Origin of the sequence: Promicromonospora sp. NPDC057488 (assembly GCF_042802395.1) — a bacterium.
Lineage (GTDB): Bacteria > Actinomycetota > Actinomycetes > Actinomycetales > Cellulomonadaceae > Promicromonospora.
Genome location: NZ_JBHVEG010000072.1, coordinates 1 through 15738, shown reverse-complemented (window position 1 = coordinate 15738; position 15738 = coordinate 1). Strand labels below are relative to the sequence as shown.

General features: G+C 72.8%; 15 protein-coding genes. 8 read left to right on the top strand and 7 right to left on the bottom strand.

Features of this window, described 5'->3' with window-relative positions; translation table 11 throughout:
- Positions 1–31 precede the first annotated feature (31 nt).
- Both ACFU5G_RS15970 and ACFU5G_RS15965 read left to right on the top strand, forming a co-directional pair.
- A complete protein-coding gene (locus ACFU5G_RS15970; RefSeq protein WP_377246430.1) occupies positions 32–1207 on the top strand; it encodes a cystathionine gamma-synthase in 1176 nt (391 codons plus the stop codon).
- Positions 1208–1254: 47 nt separating this feature from the next.
- Entirely contained in the window at positions 1255–1512 is a 258-nt protein-coding gene (locus tag ACFU5G_RS15965; protein ID WP_020014591.1) for a hypothetical protein, read from the top strand.
- 11 nt (positions 1513–1523) lie between these two features.
- Here the strand turns inward: ACFU5G_RS15965 and ACFU5G_RS15960 are convergent, their stop codons facing one another.
- Positions 1524–1769: a hypothetical protein gene (locus ACFU5G_RS15960; protein WP_020014587.1), complete on the bottom strand. Its 246-nt coding sequence runs from the start codon at positions 1767–1769 to the stop codon at positions 1524–1526.
- Between the two features lie 141 nt (positions 1770–1910).
- Here ACFU5G_RS15960 and glgX point away from each other — a divergent pair, with 141 nt between their 5' ends.
- The 3 genes from glgX to ACFU5G_RS15945 all read left to right on the top strand — a co-directional run bounded on the left by glgX (position 1911) and on the right by ACFU5G_RS15945 (position 6820).
- The gene (gene glgX, locus ACFU5G_RS15955; RefSeq protein ID WP_377246427.1) at positions 1911–4061 is read left to right on the top strand and encodes a glycogen debranching protein GlgX; all 2151 of its coding nucleotides are present in this window, start codon (positions 1911–1913) and stop codon (positions 4059–4061) included.
- Between the two features lie 70 nt (positions 4062–4131).
- A complete protein-coding gene (locus ACFU5G_RS15950; protein ID WP_377246424.1) occupies positions 4132–5892 on the top strand; it encodes a hypothetical protein in 1761 nt (586 codons plus the stop codon).
- Positions 5893–5950: 58 nt separating this feature from the next.
- On the top strand, positions 5951–6820 hold the full coding sequence (locus ACFU5G_RS15945) for a PPK2 family polyphosphate kinase (RefSeq protein ID WP_377246421.1): 870 nt from the start codon (positions 5951–5953) through the stop codon (positions 6818–6820).
- Between the two features lie 12 nt (positions 6821–6832).
- Here ACFU5G_RS15945 and zapE read toward each other — a convergent pair whose 3' ends face one another.
- The 6 genes from zapE to gndA all read right to left on the bottom strand — a co-directional run bounded on the left by zapE (position 6833) and on the right by gndA (position 12445).
- Positions 6833–7912: a cell division protein ZapE gene (zapE, locus tag ACFU5G_RS15940; protein WP_377246418.1), complete on the bottom strand. Its 1080-nt coding sequence runs from the start codon at positions 7910–7912 to the stop codon at positions 6833–6835.
- A gap of 53 nt (positions 7913–7965) precedes the next feature.
- The gene (locus ACFU5G_RS15935; RefSeq protein ID WP_377246415.1) at positions 7966–8619 is read right to left on the bottom strand and encodes an SDR family oxidoreductase; all 654 of its coding nucleotides are present in this window, start codon (positions 8617–8619) and stop codon (positions 7966–7968) included.
- A 15-nt stretch (positions 8620–8634) separates the two neighbouring features.
- Complete coding sequence (locus ACFU5G_RS15930) at positions 8635–9057, bottom strand: DUF805 domain-containing protein (protein WP_377246412.1); 423 nt, start codon at positions 9055–9057, stop codon at positions 8635–8637.
- A gap of 5 nt (positions 9058–9062) precedes the next feature.
- Positions 9063–9524, bottom strand: a complete 462-nt coding sequence (locus ACFU5G_RS15925) for a DUF805 domain-containing protein (protein ID WP_377246409.1) — start codon at positions 9522–9524, stop codon at positions 9063–9065.
- Between the two features lie 186 nt (positions 9525–9710).
- Complete coding sequence (locus ACFU5G_RS15920; RefSeq protein ID WP_377246406.1) at positions 9711–11012, bottom strand: carboxylate--amine ligase; 1302 nt, start codon at positions 11010–11012, stop codon at positions 9711–9713.
- Positions 11009–12445 carry an NADP-dependent phosphogluconate dehydrogenase gene (gene gndA, locus ACFU5G_RS15915; RefSeq protein ID WP_377246403.1) on the bottom strand — a complete coding sequence of 479 codons (1437 nt, stop codon included), beginning with the start codon at positions 12443–12445 and terminating at the stop codon, positions 11009–11011. The genes ACFU5G_RS15920 and gndA overlap by 4 nt, the downstream gene beginning before the upstream one ends.
- A 165-nt stretch (positions 12446–12610) precedes the next feature.
- Here gndA and ACFU5G_RS15910 point away from each other — a divergent pair, with 165 nt between their 5' ends.
- The 3 genes from ACFU5G_RS15910 to ACFU5G_RS15900 are packed head-to-tail and all read left to right on the top strand — an operon-like array spanning position 12611 to position 15630.
- On the top strand, positions 12611–13279 hold the full coding sequence (locus ACFU5G_RS15910) for a DUF3000 domain-containing protein (RefSeq protein ID WP_377246400.1): 669 nt from the start codon (positions 12611–12613) through the stop codon (positions 13277–13279).
- Positions 13276–14541, top strand: a complete 1266-nt coding sequence (locus tag ACFU5G_RS15905) for an HRDC domain-containing protein (protein WP_377246397.1) — start codon at positions 13276–13278, stop codon at positions 14539–14541. The genes ACFU5G_RS15910 and ACFU5G_RS15905 overlap by 4 nt, the downstream gene beginning before the upstream one ends.
- A gap of 33 nt (positions 14542–14574) precedes the next feature.
- Entirely contained in the window at positions 14575–15630 is a 1056-nt protein-coding gene (locus ACFU5G_RS15900) for a lipid II:glycine glycyltransferase FemX (RefSeq protein WP_377246394.1), read from the top strand.
- The last annotated feature ends 108 nt before the right edge of the window (positions 15631–15738 follow it).

Here is a 15738-nt window from a genome sequence, read left to right as displayed (position 1 = left end):
TCGCACCCTTCGAAGAGAGACCTGACCTCCCATGACCGACGCCCGACCCAGCCGTTTCGACACGCTCGCCATCCACGCGGGACAGCACACCGACCCGACCACCGGCGACGCGATCCCCGCGATCCACGTCACCTCCACCTACGCGCAGGACGGCATCGGCGGCCTGCGCGGCGGCTACGAGTACTCGCGCGGCGGCAACCCCACGCGCACGGCCCTGGAGGAGCAGCTCGCGGCGATCGAGGGCGGCGCGCACGGCATCTCGTTCGCGTCCGGCCTGGCCGCCGAGGACGCCCTGCTGCGCGCCGTCGTCGCGCCCGGCGACCACGTGCTCGTGCCGAACGACGTCTACGGCGGCACGCACCGCCTGATCCGCACCGTCCACGGCAAGGCGGGCGTGGGGCACACGACCGTCGACACCGCCGACCTCGACGCCGTGCGCGCCGCGATCCGGCCGGAGTCCAAGGTGCTGTGGGTCGAGACGCCGTCGAACCCGCTGATGAAGATCAGCGACATCCCGGCGCTGGCCGAGCTGGCGCACGAGAACGGCCTGCTCCTGGTGGTCGACAACACGTTCGCCTCCCCCGCGCTGCAGCGCCCGCTCGACCTGGGTGCCGACGTCGTGGTGCACTCCACGACCAAGTACCTCGGCGGGCACTCCGACGTCGTGGGCGGCGCCGTGGTCGTCAAGGCGGGAGCCGACGAGCTCGCCGAGCAGGTGCGCTACGTGCAGTTCGCCGCGGGCGCCGTCTCCAGCCCGTTCGACGCGTTCCTGACCACCCGCGGCATCAAGACGCTTTCGGTGCGCATGCAGCGCCACTCCGAGACGGCCCAGACGCTGGCCGAGCGCCTGGTGCACCACCCCGCCGTCGCGCGCGTGCTGTACCCGGGCCTGCCCGACCACCCCGGCCACAAGATCGCCGCGCACCAGATGTCGCGGTTCGGCGGCATGATCTCGCTGGAGCTCGCCGGCGGTGAGGCGGCGGCCCGCACCTTCGCGGAGTCGACCGAGGTGTTCCTGCTGGCGGAGTCGCTCGGCGGCGTCGAGTCGCTGGTCAACTACCCGAGCGCGATGACCCACGCGTCGGTGCGGGGCACGGAGGCCGAGGTCTCGCCGGCGATCGTGCGCCTGTCGGTCGGCCTGGAGGACGTGACGGACCTGCTGGACGACGTGCTGCAGGCCCTGGACCGCACCCACGCCGCCCACTGAGCCCGCCCGGCCGAACTAAGGTGGGGGCCGTGACCGAACATGCCCCCGTGAGCGCCGTGATGCACCGCGCCAAGGCGGACGCCCGCGCCTCCCACGTCACCGTGGGGCAGGTGCGGCACCTGCCCGGTGCCCGCGAGGAGATCGACTGCTCCTGCGGCATGACGCTCACGAACGGCCCCCACTGGTCGCTCGACGAGCACATCCGGCTGCACCGCGCCGAGGCGCGCTACCTCGCGCTCAGCGAGGTGGCGCCCGCGGGCATGCCGCGGCTCATCCCGGTGGGACCGGAGCGGCTGCCCCGCTGAGGCGGAGTCCCTCAGAGCTCGTCGGGGTCGTCCCAGGAGACGCCGCTCGAGGCACCCGAGATGGGGTCGAGCTCGCAGCCGGCGAGGTTGCGTGGCGCCTTGGAGACGTCGCCGCCGCCGAGCAGGCCGCGGCGGGTCGCGACGCGGCGGACGGCCGGCGGCGCGATGTGGGCGTAGGAGGCGTTGGACTCGTCGATGAGGTCGGTCGGGACCGAATCGGCAGAGTCACTGGTGGACTGGGGTTCCGCCGTGATCATGGCCTCATCTTCGCAGGGATCGGCCGGTTCGCACATCCGCTTGGCACAGTATTTTGAATTCTGGCCAAAGCCTCCACGACCACGGCACGCCCACCACGACATCTCCCCCCGCCTACCCCGCAGGGGTGTCATGATCGTCCGATGCAAACCTGGCCCGGCCGCCCGTACCCCCTCGGCGCGACCTTCGACGGCACGGGGACAAACTTCGCGCTCTACTCGTCCGTCGCACAGCGGGTCGAGCTGTGCCTCCTGGCGGACGACGACTCCGAGACCCGCATCGAGGTCACCGAGACCGACGCGCACGTCTGGCACGTCTACCTGCCCGGCGTCGGCCCCGGGACGCGGTACGGGTACCGGGTGCACGGGCCCTACGACCCGGCGTCGGGCCACCGCTGCAACCCGGCCAAGCTGCTGCTGGACCCGTACGCCAAGGCCGTGGACGGCGACCTGGACAACGATCCGTCGCTGTTCTCCTACCCGTTCTCGGACGTCGAGCAGGCCACGACCGGCACCACGCCCGACGGCGCCGACTCCCTGGGCCACACGATGGTCTCCGTGGTGGTCAACCCGTTCTTCGACTGGGGCCACGACCGCCCGCCGGACACGCCGTACCACGAGACCGTGATCTACGAGGCGCACGTCAAGGGCCTGACCATGCGCCACCCGGACGTGCCCGAGGAGCTGCGCGGCACCTACGCCGGGCTGGCCCACCCCGCGATCATCGAGCACCTGACGAGCCTGGGCGTCACCGCGATCGAGCTGATGCCCGTGCACCAGTTCGTCACCGACCCGTCGCTGGCCGCCAAGGGGCTGAGCAACTACTGGGGCTACAACACGATCGGGTTCTTCGCCCCGCACAACGGGTACGCGGGCTACGGCCGCCGCGGCCAGCAGGTCATGGAGTTCAAGGCCATGGTCAAGGCGATGCACGAGGCCGGCATCGAGGTGCTGCTCGACGTCGTCTACAACCACACCGCCGAGGGCAACCACCTGGGCCCGACCCTGGGCTTCCGCGGCATCGACAACGCCGCCTACTACCGGCTGGTCGACGCCGACGAGGCGCACTACTTCGACACCACAGGCACGGGCAACTCGCTGCTCATGCGCTCCCCCGCGGTGCTGCAGCTCATCATGGACTCGCTGCGGTACTGGGTCGAGGAGATGCACGTCGACGGGTTCCGCTTCGACCTGGCGGCCACGCTGGCCCGGCAGTTCCACGAGGTCGACCGGCTGAGCGCCTTCTTCGACATCGTGCACCAGGACCCGGTGATCTCCCAGGTCAAGCTGATCGCCGAGCCGTGGGACCTGGGCGACGGCGGCTACCAGGTGGGCGGGTTCCCGCCGCTGTGGACGGAGTGGAACGGTCGCTATCGCGACACGGTGCGCGACTTCTGGCGCGGCGAGCCGGCCACGCTGCCGGAGTTCGCCTCCCGCCTGACCGGGTCCAGCGACCTGTACGAGCACAGCGGCCGCATGCCCAGCGCGTCCATCAACTTCGTCACGGCGCACGACGGTTTCACGCTCGCCGACCTGACCTCGTACAACGACAAGCACAACGAGGCGAACGGCGAGGACAACCAGGACGGCGAGAACCACAACCGGTCCTGGAACTGCGGCGCCGAGGGCCCCACCGACGACGCCGAGGTGGCCGAGCTGCGCGCCCGCCAGCGCCGCAACCTGCTGGTGACCCTCATGCTGAGCCAGGGCGTGCCGATGATCGCGCACGGCGACGAGCTCGGGCGCACCCAGCAGGGCAACAACAACGCCTACTGCCAGGACAACGAGCTCTCCTGGGTGGACTGGGGCGGCCCGGACGGGCTGGACGCCGAGCACGCCGCGCTCCTGGACTTCGCCCGGCAGGCGGTCCGCCTGCGCCGCGAGCACCCGATCCTGCACCGTCGGCGGTTCTTCGACGGCAAGGTCTCCCCGGGGGCCGCGGGCGGCCCGGCGGACATCGAGTGGCTGGACCTGACGGGCGCGCGGATGGACGACACGGACTGGCACCAGTCCTACGCCCGCACCGTGACCGTGTTCCTCAACGGCGACGCGATCACGGAGACCGGGCGGCGCGGCGAGGCGGTGGTCGACGACTCCTTCCTGCTGCTGCTCAACGCCCATCACGAGGACCTGGGCTTCACCCTGCCGCCCGCCGGCTACGGGTCGTCCTGGACCGTGGTCCTGGACACGGACGGCAGCGCGGAGCCGGGGACGACGCTCCAGGCCGGCACGGGTCTGTCCGTGACTGCTCGCAGCGTGGTCGTACTGACTCGCCCATCCGGAACACCGGGCTAGGCTGTCGGCCGTGACCGGACCGAGGAGTGGAACCGGAGGCAGCACCCCACCGCCCCGACCGGGCCCTGACATGCCTGTTCCCGGGCCCAGACCGGTGGTGTGGGCCCCGCGCGCCCGCATCATCGAGGTGCTCGTGCCGTACGACCCGTACGAGGAGCCGGAGCACATGCCGCTGCGCCTCGTGGGCGCGGGCGAGCCCGGGTACTGGGGCGCCGACAGCGTGCTCGGGCACGGCACCGACTACGGGTACTCCGTGGACGGCGGCCCGCTGCTGCCCGACCCGCGCAGCGTGTGGCTGCCGCAGGGCATCCACGGGCCCACCCGGGTGTTCGACCCCGCCTTCGAGTGGACCGACGGCTCCTGGTCGCCGCCCGAGCTGTCCACGAGCGTGCTCATGCACGTGGACATCGAGACGTTCACGCCCGAGGGCACCCTGGACGCCGCCGCGGAGCTGCTGCCCACCATCGCCGGGCTCGGCGTGGACGGCGTCGAGCTCGCGCCGGTCGCGGCCTTCGACCCGGCGCGCGGCCCGGCCCGCGGCGTCCGTCTCTACTCCGTGCACGAGCCGTACGGCGGCCCGCGCGCCCTGCAGCGGTTCGTCGACGCCGCGCACGCCGAGCGGCTCGCCGTCGTGCTGGACATCCCGTACCGCTGGGCCGTGGCCGACGAGCTCGGCCTGGAGGCCTACGGCCCGTACCTGACGGGCGGCGGCGGCCGGCCGCGCGTGCAGCGGCCCGACTTCGGCGACGCGGGCGAGCACGCGCTGCAGGCCATGCGCCCGCGGACCGGCCAGGTGCCGCTGGACCGGCCCCGCACCGGCCCCATCCAGCTCCGCACCGGCCAGGTGCCCACGATCGGCACCCGGGCCGGCAAGGTGCCGTCCTCGCCGACGGTGCGCACCGACTACGTGGGCGACCGCATCAACCTCGACGGCAGCGGCAGCCGCGGGCCCCGGGACTTCCTCGTGGACGACGCGCGGCACTGGCTGCGCGAGTACCACGTGGACGGCCTCGTGCTCGACGTCGACGCGCTCGTGGACCGCTCCCCCACGCCGTTCCTCGGCGAGCTCGCCGACTACGTCGTCGGCCTGGGCGAGCAGCTCGACCGCCGGTTCAGCCTGCTCGTCGACGGCCCCGGCCGCAGCGACCGCCTCACCTCGATCCTGCTGCGCATCCTGTCCGGCCCCGGCAAGACCGAGGACATCCAGGCCCTGCAGATGCTCGCCGACCTGGTGCACCCCTCCGTGCGCCGCGCCACCCGCCAGAACGGCGGACGGCGCAACCGCGTCCGGGCCGGCGCCAGCGTGGTGGAGGACATCACCCGGCTGCCCGCCGCCCAGCTCACCGTGCCGTGGGCGGGCGAGGAGAGCCCCGCCACGGCCCTGCTGGGCGTGGACGACGTCGACATCCGGGCCAGCGTGCTCGCGGTCGTCCTGCTCGCGGGCAACCCGCTGGTGCTGGACACCGTGCACGTGCCGGTGGTGCCGCGCAGCGCCAACGAGCAGCGCCTGGTGCGCTGGGCGCACGACCTGATCGGCATCCGGCACGCCATCACCGACGAGCTGGACCTCCCGCTGGAGATCCGGTCCACCGCCGACCGGTCGGTCATCGCGGTGCTGCGGGGCAGCCTGGCGTTCGTGCTGAACACGGGCCACGGCCTGGCCGCCCTGCGGCTCGGCAGCCTGCTGCGGCCCGCCGAGGGCGCCAGCCGGGCCCCGCTGCCGGGGGCCTTCCGGCTGGCGGCGGCGTGGGAGCCCGGCGCGACCCGCCTGGTGGGCGACACGCTGACCGTGCCGCCGCGGATGACCGCCGTGCTGCGCGCGGAGGTCTGACCTGGGATTCTGAGGTTCGGTGACCGGCGTCGGCCGGTCGGGCTCGAGGAGGCGTCCGATGGCGAAGGATCCGGCACGGAAGGCGGGCCGCTGGACGACCCCGGCCGACGAGGCGCTGCGGTGGGTGCGGGGCACCGACCTGACCGCCCTGGACCCGGCCGGCACGCCCGGCTGGGCCGGCACGCGGGCGGACGGCGAGAAGCTGCTGACCGACCGCGGCGACGAGCTCGCGGACCTGCAGGAGCGCCTCTTCGCGCACGGCCGCAGCGGCGGCGACCGGTCCGTGCTGCTCGTGCTGCAGGGCCTGGACACGTCGGGCAAGGGCGGGATCGTGCGGCACGTGGTGGGCATGGTGGACCCGCAGGGCGTGATGCACACCGGGTTCGGCGTGCCCACGCAGGAGGAGCGCGAGCGCGGCTACCTGTGGCGCATCCGCAACGCCCTGCCGCGGCCCGGCTACCTCGGCGTCTACGACCGGTCGCACCACGAGCAGGTGCTGGTGGTGCGGGTGGACCGGCTGGAGCCGGTCAAGACCTGGCGCAAGCACTACACCGAGCTCAACGAGTTCGAGGCCGAGGTGGCGAGCTCGGGTACCGAGATCGTCAAGGTGGCCCTCATGGTCTCGCCCGACGAGCAGAAGAAGCGCCTGGCCAAGCGGCTCGACCGGCCGGACAAGCACTGGAAGTACAACCCGAGCGACATCGACGTGCGCCTCAAGCTGCCGGAGTACCTGGCGGCCTACCAGGAGATGCTGGACCGCACGTCCACCGACGTAGCGCCCTGGTACGTGGTGCCGGCGGACCGCAAGTGGTACTCGCGCCTGGCCGTCACGGAGCTGCTGGCCGGCGCCCTGCGGTCGCTCGACCTGGGCTGGCCGCCCGCCGACTTCGACGTGGCGGCGGAGAAGGCGCGGCTCGCGGCGACGTGAGCCGGGCGGGTCTCAGTTCGGGCTCGGGACGAGCCGGCGCCCCTCCTCGGCCAGCGCACCCAGCCGGGACAGCGCGCGGTAGTACTTCTTGCGGTACCCGCCGGCGAGCATCTCCTCGGTGAACAGCCCGCGGGTGTCGCCGGAGCCGGCGAGCAGCACGGGCACGTCGCGGTCGTACAGCCGGTCCACGAGCACCACGAGGCGCAGCGCGACCGCCTGCGCGGTGACGGGGTGCACGCCGGTCAGGGCGACCACGGACACGCCGTCCAGCAGCGCGCCGTACCGGCTGGGGTGCACCGTGGCGAGGTGCTCCAGCAGGTCGTCGAACGCGTCGAGGGTGGCGCCCGGGCGGGCCGCGGCGGCCGCGACCTCCGCGGTGCTCAGCGGCTCGGGGTCGGTGACGACGTCGCGGTGGCGGTAGTCCTCGCCGTCGACCCGCAGGGTCTCGAAGCGGTCGGACAGCGCCTTGATCTCCCGCGCGAAGTCCTGGGCGGCGAACCGGCCCTCGCCCAGGGCGCCGGGCAGCGTGTTCGACGTCGCGGCCAGGGCGACGCCGCGGTCGGCCAGCTCGCGCATGAGGCGGGACATGAGCGTCGTGTCGCCGGCGTCGTCGAGCTCGAACTCGTCGATGCAGACCAGCTTCTTGGCGGCCAGCGCCTCGACGGTCGGCAGGAACCCGAGGGCGCCGACCAGGTTGGTGTACTCGACGAACGTGCCGTACGCGGCCTTGTCCGGGCCGAGGGCCTCGCCGACGGCGTGCGCCAGCGAGGTCAGCAGGTGCGTCTTGCCGACGCCGAAGCCGCCGTCCAGGTAGACGGCGGGAGCCGGCTGCCGGCGGGCGAACAGGCCGCGCCGGGGAGCGACGATCTGCTGGGCGATCTCCTGCAGCCGGGTCAGCGCGCGGCCCTGGCTGGGGTGCGCGGGGTTGGCGCGGTAGGTCGCGAAGCGGGCCGCGGCGAAGTGCCGCGGCGGTACGAGGTCGGTGACGAGCCGGTCGACGGGGACCTGCGGCCGGACGGCGCTGAGGGCTGCCTGGGTGGTGCGGGCGGCCTCGGTGGTCCGGGCGGTCTGGGTGTCGGCGGGGGCTGTCACGAAGCCAAAGATTACCGGCGCCCGGGGTCACCGGGCGTGCCACGAGAGCAACGTCACACGTGCGTGACGGCGGGCGCGGCGGCGTCGTCGAGCACCCCGCGCAGGGCCGTGACCACCTGCGCCGTCGTCCGGGTCTGGGCCGGGTCGGCGTTGCGGTCGTCGCCCGCGACGGCGTGGTCGATCACCAGCTCGTGGAACCGGACGGCACCGGGCGCCGCCTCCTGCGCCTCCAGGCGCAGCACCTGGACCAGCATCGCGAGCCCGGCCCCGGTGACGCAGATCGCGCCGGACCCGGCCATGGCCTCGCGGGACGCGGCGCCGTTGAGCACCACGTAGGGGTCGCCCGGCTCCAGCAGCGGGGCGAGAGCGCGGGCGACGTCGAGGTGCGCGGTGAGGTGGGAGGCCAGCGTCGCCGTCCACCGGTCCGGGTCCTCGTCGAGCAGGGCGGCGCCCTTGTGCCAGCCGCCGATCGACGCCACGACGGCGCCGGGCAGCGGCAGGCCGTCGCGCGCGCAGACGTCGCGGACGGCGTCGGGCAGGGCGGCGGCCCGCTCGTAGCCGACGGGCACGACGCCTTCGCCGGCGTCCGGCAGCGGGTGCCGCGCGGCGGCGAGCACGGTGGCCCCGTCGGCAGCCAGGCCGCGTGCGACCCGGCTGCCGACGTATCCGCTGGCCCCGACGACGAGGACGGGGCGGGGGCTGGTCATGCGGTTCAGACTAGGTCAGACCGTGACCGGCTGCGGCACCGCCCTGGGGTCGGGACCGAACCGGTTGGGTCCGGGCTCACCCGGCAGGGCCAGCAGCACGATGATGATGATGCCGCCGAAGACCGGGACGAGGCACAGCAGGTAGAACCAGCCGGACTTCCCGGTGTCGTGCAGGCGCCGGACGCCCGCAGCGACCAGCGGGACGAACGCCCCGAGCCCGACGATCGCGACGAGCGTCGAGCCGATCGACCCGAGCACGCCCGGCTCCTGCGTGACCGGGTCCATCATGATCAGGGCCGGGAGCAGGAGCGCCACGAAGATCACGGCGTGCACGATCGCGAGCCCGAGGTAGAAGAGCCAGTACTCGGCGGCCCGGGCCCGGCCGGTGAAGACGCCGTACTTGCGCAGGCAGGTCCGGACGGAGTCGACGAGCGTCATGTGAGTCAGACCGCTGCGGCGGCGTCGACGGCCTTGGGGTCCGGTCCGAACTGGTTCGGGCCCGGCGTGCCGGCGGAGGCGCCCCACACGATGACCAGGATGAAGTTGACGACCGGGATCAGGAGCAGGAACGCCAGGGCGCCCGGCTTGCCGGTGTCGTGCAGGCGGCGCACGATGACGGCGAGCGTCGGCAGCAGCAGCGCGAGCGTGACCAGCGAGAGCACGAGGTAGCCCGTAGTCAGGGAGCCCGGCATCGCGGGGATCGGCGCGGCGGGGTCGCCGGCCATGGCGTACTCCATGGTGGCCGTCGTGTAGGCCGTGAGGCCCGGCACGATGAGCGCGAAGTAGAGCACGCCCTCGACGATGGCCACGGCCAGGTAGTACCACCAGAACTCGGAGCGCCGGGCACGGCCGCTGAACGTGGCGTACTTCGACAGCACGGTCCGGATGGACTCGATGAACGACATCAGGAAAAAGCCTCTCTCACGGTTCTTACCGGAAATCTCCAGCAAGTGCGCACATAGTGTCCCGATCAGTCAATCGGTACGCAAGGCTTAAATCTGGGCAGAAGTACCCATGGGTGAGAAAAGCTTCGAACATGTCAGACGCTCAGGTCCCCGGAGGGACCTGAGCGTCTGACACGGTGGTGCGGCTCAGTAGCCCGTCGCGGTCGGCTCCGGGTAGTACTGGGCGTACTTGCGGCGGTAGTTCTGCGTGATCGCCTCGACGATGAGCCGGCGCTTGAGGCCGGAGTCGGCGTCGTACTTCAGCGGGTTGACCACGTCGCCGCTCGCCTTGAGCGCCTTGAGCCGCGACTTCAGCTCGGGGTCCAGCACGTACCTGGACAGCAGGCCGAACGGCACCACGGTGTACAGCACCTCGCGCACCGCGCGCACGGCGCGGATCGGGCGGTGCAGCACCCAGTCCTCGACCAGCACGCGGGCCACGTTGGCCCCGCCCGCGGTCACGTAGTAGTTGTTCCGCCCGATGCGGGGGTTCACCTCGAAGTACACGTGCTTGCCCGTGCGCGGGTCCAGCTTGTAGTCGAAGTTCGCGAACCCCACGTAGCCCGTCAGGTCGAGGAACCTCGTGGCCGCGTCCATGGCGTCGTCGTACGGCTCCACCAGGATCGCCGCCGGGATGCCGAGCGTGCCCGGCGTGTGCTCCTCGAGCAGCACCCGGCCCGTGGCCAGGAGCGTCACCTCGCCCGACGTGTCGCGGTAGGCGGTCAGGGACCGCATCTGCGTCTCGTCGCCCGGGATGAACTCCTGCACCAGGAACGTGCCCGGGTAGTTGGCGTCCGCCAGGTGGCCCAGGATCACGTCGAGCTCCTCGCGGGAGTCGATGTGGTGGATCTTCGCCTTGCCGGGGAAGTCCACGTAGTACCACTCGGCGCTGTTGGACGGCTTGCCGACCACCGGGTACTGCAGGTCCACCGCGAGCGCCGGGACGGCGGCGCGGCCGCCCTCGGCGACCAGCTTGGCGACGTCGACCGGCACGGTGCGCGGCGTCGGGATGCCGAGCTGGTCGCAGACCTGGGCGAAGCCCTCCTTGCTGCTGACCTGCTCCAGCACCGGGAGCGACGGGTACGGCAGCACGTAGCCCGCCGCCTCCAGCCGCTCCCGGTTCAGGATGACCGTGCGCACGTGCCAGTCGGCGTTGGTGAGCAGCACGAGCGTCTTGTCCCGGTGCTGCTGCGCGATGCCCTCCAGCGTGGAGAGGAACACGTCCACCTCGTCCAGGCCGGGCACCACCACGTTCTCGGCGATCGCCGAGTCCTGCATGGCGCGCGTGGCGACCTTGGACAGCACGACGGCGTGCGTGCGGTACTGCTCGTGGAACGCGCGCACCAGGGCGTACATCCCGACGTCGCCGCCGATCCCCACCACCAGCATCTCGGGAGCGGCCTGCTCCCCTCCGCCTACCTGCCCCTGCTCCGCGGGGAAACCCCTCACGCCTCGGCCTCCGTGCGGTCGCCGGACCACTCGGTGTGGAACGTGCCCTCGCGGTCGACCCGCTTGTAGGTGTGGGCGCCGAAGAAGTCGCGCTGCGCCTGCACCAGGGCGGCGGGGAGCCGCTCGGCGCGGACGCCGTCGTAGTACGCCAGCGACGAGGAGAACGCGGGCGTGGGCACGCCGTTCTGGGCCGCACCGGCCACGACGCGGCGCCAGGCGGGCAGGCCGCTCGCGACGGCGTCGGTGAAGTACGGGTCGGCGAGCAGCAGCGGCAGGTCCGCCGTGCGCTCGTAGGCCTCGGTGATCCGGTTCAGGAACCGGGCGCGGATGATGCAGCCGCCGCGCCAGATGCGGGCCATGGCGCCCCGGTCGATGTCCCAGCCGAACTCGGCGGCGGCAGCGGCGATCTGGTCGAAGCCCTGCGAGTAGGCGACGACCTTGGAGGCGTACAGGGCCTGGCGCACGTCCTCGACGAACGCGTCGCGGTCCTTGACCTCCCACGCCTGCACGTGGGCGGGCAGGCTGGCCCGGCCGGCCTCGCGCTGCGGCACGGAGCCGGACAGCGCGCGGGCAAACGTGGCCTCGGCGATACCGGTGATGGGCACGCCCAGGTCCAGGCCGTTCTGCACCGTCCAGCGGCCGGTGCCCTTCTGCTCGGCCTGGTCCAGCACGATGTCGACGAAGGCCTTGCCCGTGGCCGCGTCGACGTGCTGGAGCACGTCCGCGGTGATCTCGATGAGGAACGACTCCAGGTCGCCCGTGTTCCACTGCGCGAAGATCTCGCCGATCTCCGCGGCCGAGGCACCCAGGCCCTGGCGCAGCAGGTCGTACGCCTCGGCGATGAGCTGCATGTCGGCGTACTCGATGCCGTTGTGCACCATCTTGACGAAGTGCCCGGCGCCGTCGGAGCCCACGTAGGTGCAGCACGGGGTGCCGTCCACCTTCGCGGAGATGTCCTCCAGGATGGGCCCGAGCGAGGCGTAGGACTCGCGCGTGCCGCCCGGCATGATGGACGGGCCGTTCAGCGCGCCCTCCTCGCCGCCGGACACGCCGGTGCCGACGAAGTGCAGGCCGTGCTCCTTGAGGGCCGCCTCGCGCCGGATCGTGTCCGGGAAGTGGGCGTTGCCGGCGTCGACCACGATGTCGCCCTCCTCGAGGAGGGGGATCAGCTCGTCGATGACGGCGTCCGTGGGACCGCCGGCCTTGACCATGATGACGACCTTGCGCGGCCGCTCGAGCGAGGCGACGAAGTCGGCCATCGACTCGGACGGGACGAAGTCGCCGTCGTCACCGTGCTCCGCGACCAGCGACTCGGTCTTCGCGTACGAACGGTTGTGGATGGCCACCGTGTACCCGTGACGTGCGAAGTTGCGCGCGAGGTTGCGACCCATCACCGCCAGGCCGGTGACGCCGATCTGTGCTGTGCCAGACACGTTCTTGCTCCTTCTGCAGTGGAAACGGAGCGGCGCGCGCCGAGCACGCGCCGCGACCCGCTGCCAGCCTAGTGCCCTGGCTCACTTCGCCACCGCGCAGATCACGATGCGGCGACAACCGCGCGCCTCCGCCTGCCGGCCCCGCGGCCGACGTACGGTGAACGGGTGACAAGCGGCCCGCCCAGCGGCGTACCCGTCGACTTCGCAGCAGCCCTCGCCGACCTGCGGAGCGCGGCCCTGCGTGCCGAGGTGCGCCTCACCGAGATCCCCGCGCCCCGCCGGGTCGCGCCGTTCAGCGTGGCCCTGTCGGGCGACGTGCTGCCCGGCGCGCCGCCGGGACCGCAGCAGGCGGACCGCTCCGGCGACCACGACCACGACGTCGACCCGCTGGCCACCGGCCGCTTCGTCGTCCTGCACGACCCGGCGGGCCAGGAGGCGTGGCACGGCACGTTCCGCGTGGTGACGCTGGTGCGCGCCACGCTGGAGCCCGAGATGGCCGCCGACCCCCTGCTGGCCGACGTCGCCTGGTCCTGGGTGGGCGAGTGCCTCGAGACCGCGGGCCTCACCCCGGGCACCGACACCCTGGCCGACGGCGGCACCGTCACCCGGGTGCTGTCGCAGAGCTACGGCGCCCTGGAGGGCACGCCGGGCGCGGTCGACCTGGAGATCCGGGCGTCCTGGACGCCCGTCGGCACGCGGCTCGGCACGCACCTGCGCGCATGGGCGGCGCTGCTGACGACGGCCGCCGGGGTGCCTCCGCTGCCCGAGGGCGTCGCGGCTCTCACCAGGCGTTTTACCGACCGATCCAGGCAACGCCATACGGTAGGTCCATGACCACCACGGAGCGAGGAGTCCCTGCGGAGACATCACCGCCCGTGCCGGCACCCGTCACCCCACTGACCGAGCCCGCTGACGGGCTGCCCGACGTCGTGGCGACACCAGGGGCCTTCGCACGGGTCGTCGACGCGTTCGCCGCGGGCTCCGGGCCCGTGGCCGCCGACGCCGAGCGGGCTTCCGGGTACCGGTACGGCCAGGCGACCTACCTGGTCCAGGTGCGACGCGAGGGTGCGGGCACGGCACTGATCGACCCGGTCGGCGTGCCGGACATGTCAGCGCTCGGCGCTGCCGTGGGCGACGCCGAGTTCGTGCTGCACGCCGCCTCGCAGGACCTGCCCGGGCTCGCCGCGCACGGCCTGCACCCGGCGCGGGTCTTCGACACCGAGCTCGCGGCGCGGCTGCTCGGCATGGAGCGCGTGGGCCTGGCCGCCGTCGTCGCCGAGGTGCTCGGGCTCGGCCTGGCCAAGGAGCACTCGGCCGTGGACTGGTCCACCCGCCCGCTGCCGGAGGACTGGCTGCGGTACGCCGCGCTCGACGTCGAGGTGCTCGTCGAGCTGCGCGACCGCCTCGCCGAGCGGCTGCAGGCCGCCGGCAAGTCGGAGTGGGCCGCCCAGGAGTTCGAGGCGGTGCGCACGGCCGCCCCGCCGGCGCCCCGGGTGGACCCGTGGCGCCGCACGTCGGGCATGCACGTGCTGCGCAACCCGCGCCAGGTCGCCGCCGTGCGGGCCCTGTGGGTGGCGCGGGACGCGAGCGCGCAGGCGCGCGACATCTCGCCGGGCCGGGTGCTGCCCGACCGCGCGATCGTCGCGGCCGCCAAGGCCATGCCCAAGACCGCGGGCCAGCTCGTCCTGCTGCCCGAGTTCGCGGGCAAGGGCACCAAGCGCCGGGCCGCGTACTGGCAGAAGGCGATCGACGAGGCGCGCGCCCTGCCGGACGCGGAGCTGCCGAGCGTGCGGGGCCCGCGCTCCGACGGCCCGCCGCCGCCGCGCACCTGGGGCGACCGCGACGCCGTCGCTGCCCGCCGCCTCACCGCGGCGCGCGAGCTGGTCACGGCGCTGTCCGCGGAGCTGAACATCCCCGTGGAGAACCTGCTGCAGCCCGACGCGCTGCGGCGCCTGTGCTGGACGCCACCCACGACCGCCGACGCCGCCGGGATCGCCGAGTTCCTGCGGGGCCGGAGCGCGCGCGAGTGGCAGACGGGCCTGCTGGCACAGCCCCTGGAGCGGGCGTTCGCGCAAGCTGCACAGGAACCGGTGTGAAAGCCTCACGCCGACCCCAGTAGAGTCGTCCCCATGCCAGCCCTGTCGGAGCCAATCACGCTCGCCGTCGACGTCGTCACCGATCCTTCGACCTGGGACCGGGAGGTGCTCGCCCTCGGCGGCCACCCCCTCCAGCTGTGGGGATGGGGCGAGGTCAAGGCGGCCGGGAACTGGCGCGCGCACCGCCTGCGCGTCACCGAGGACGGCTCCACCGTCGGCCTGGCGCAGCTCCTGGTGCGGCCGCTGCCCGCCCAGTTCCGGGCGCTGTCCTACGTGCCGCGCGGCCCCGTCGTCGCGCACCACGACGGCGAGACCGCGCAGGCCGTGTTCGGCGTGGGCGACACCGCCACCCGCAACGCCGTGACCAACACCGTGGTCGAGTGGGCGCGCGAGAACGTGGGCGGCGTCGGCATCACCATCGAGCCGGACTGGCCCGCGGGCACCCAGCTCGACCTCAACGGCCGGCGCTACGCGCCCAACCAGATCCTCATCCCGAGCACGCTGATCCTGGACCTCACCCGGCCCGCGGACGAGCTGATGTCGGACATGCGCAAGTCGACGCGGTACGAGATCCGCAAGGGCGGCCGCGCGGGCCTGGACATCCGCCGGGTCACGGAGGACGCGGAGGTGCTGCGCGTGCTCGACGTCTACAAGGAGACCGCCCAGCGCGCCGGCTTCGCCATCCACTCCGACGAGTACTACCTGGACATCAACCGCAAGCTCGGCGACAAGTCGGTGCTGGTGGCCACCTACATCGACGACGTCCCGGTGTGCTTCGCGTGGTGCGTGAACTCGGCCAGCACGTCGTTCCTGCTGTACGGCGGCGGCAACGACGCCGGCCGCAAGGCCACGGCCACCGCGCCGACCTACTGGCGCACCATCGAGATCGCCCGCGAGCAGGGCCTGGTGCGGTACGACATGAACGGCCTGCTCAACGACGGCATCAGCGACTTCAAGAAGAGCTTCGCCAAGCACACCGACGAGCTCGTGGGCTCGATCGACGTGTCGTTCTCGCGCTGGTACACCACCTGGAACAGCGCGCTGCCGACGGCCAAGAAGGTGGTGCGCAAGCTCCGCGGCAACGGCTGACGCCGAAGCCGGGGCACGCCCGCCGCGCCCCGGCTCCCGTAGCGCCACGGAAGTGCGCTTCTACCCAGTCATCGGGCCCGAAATCACGTCGATTCCGGGCCCGATGAC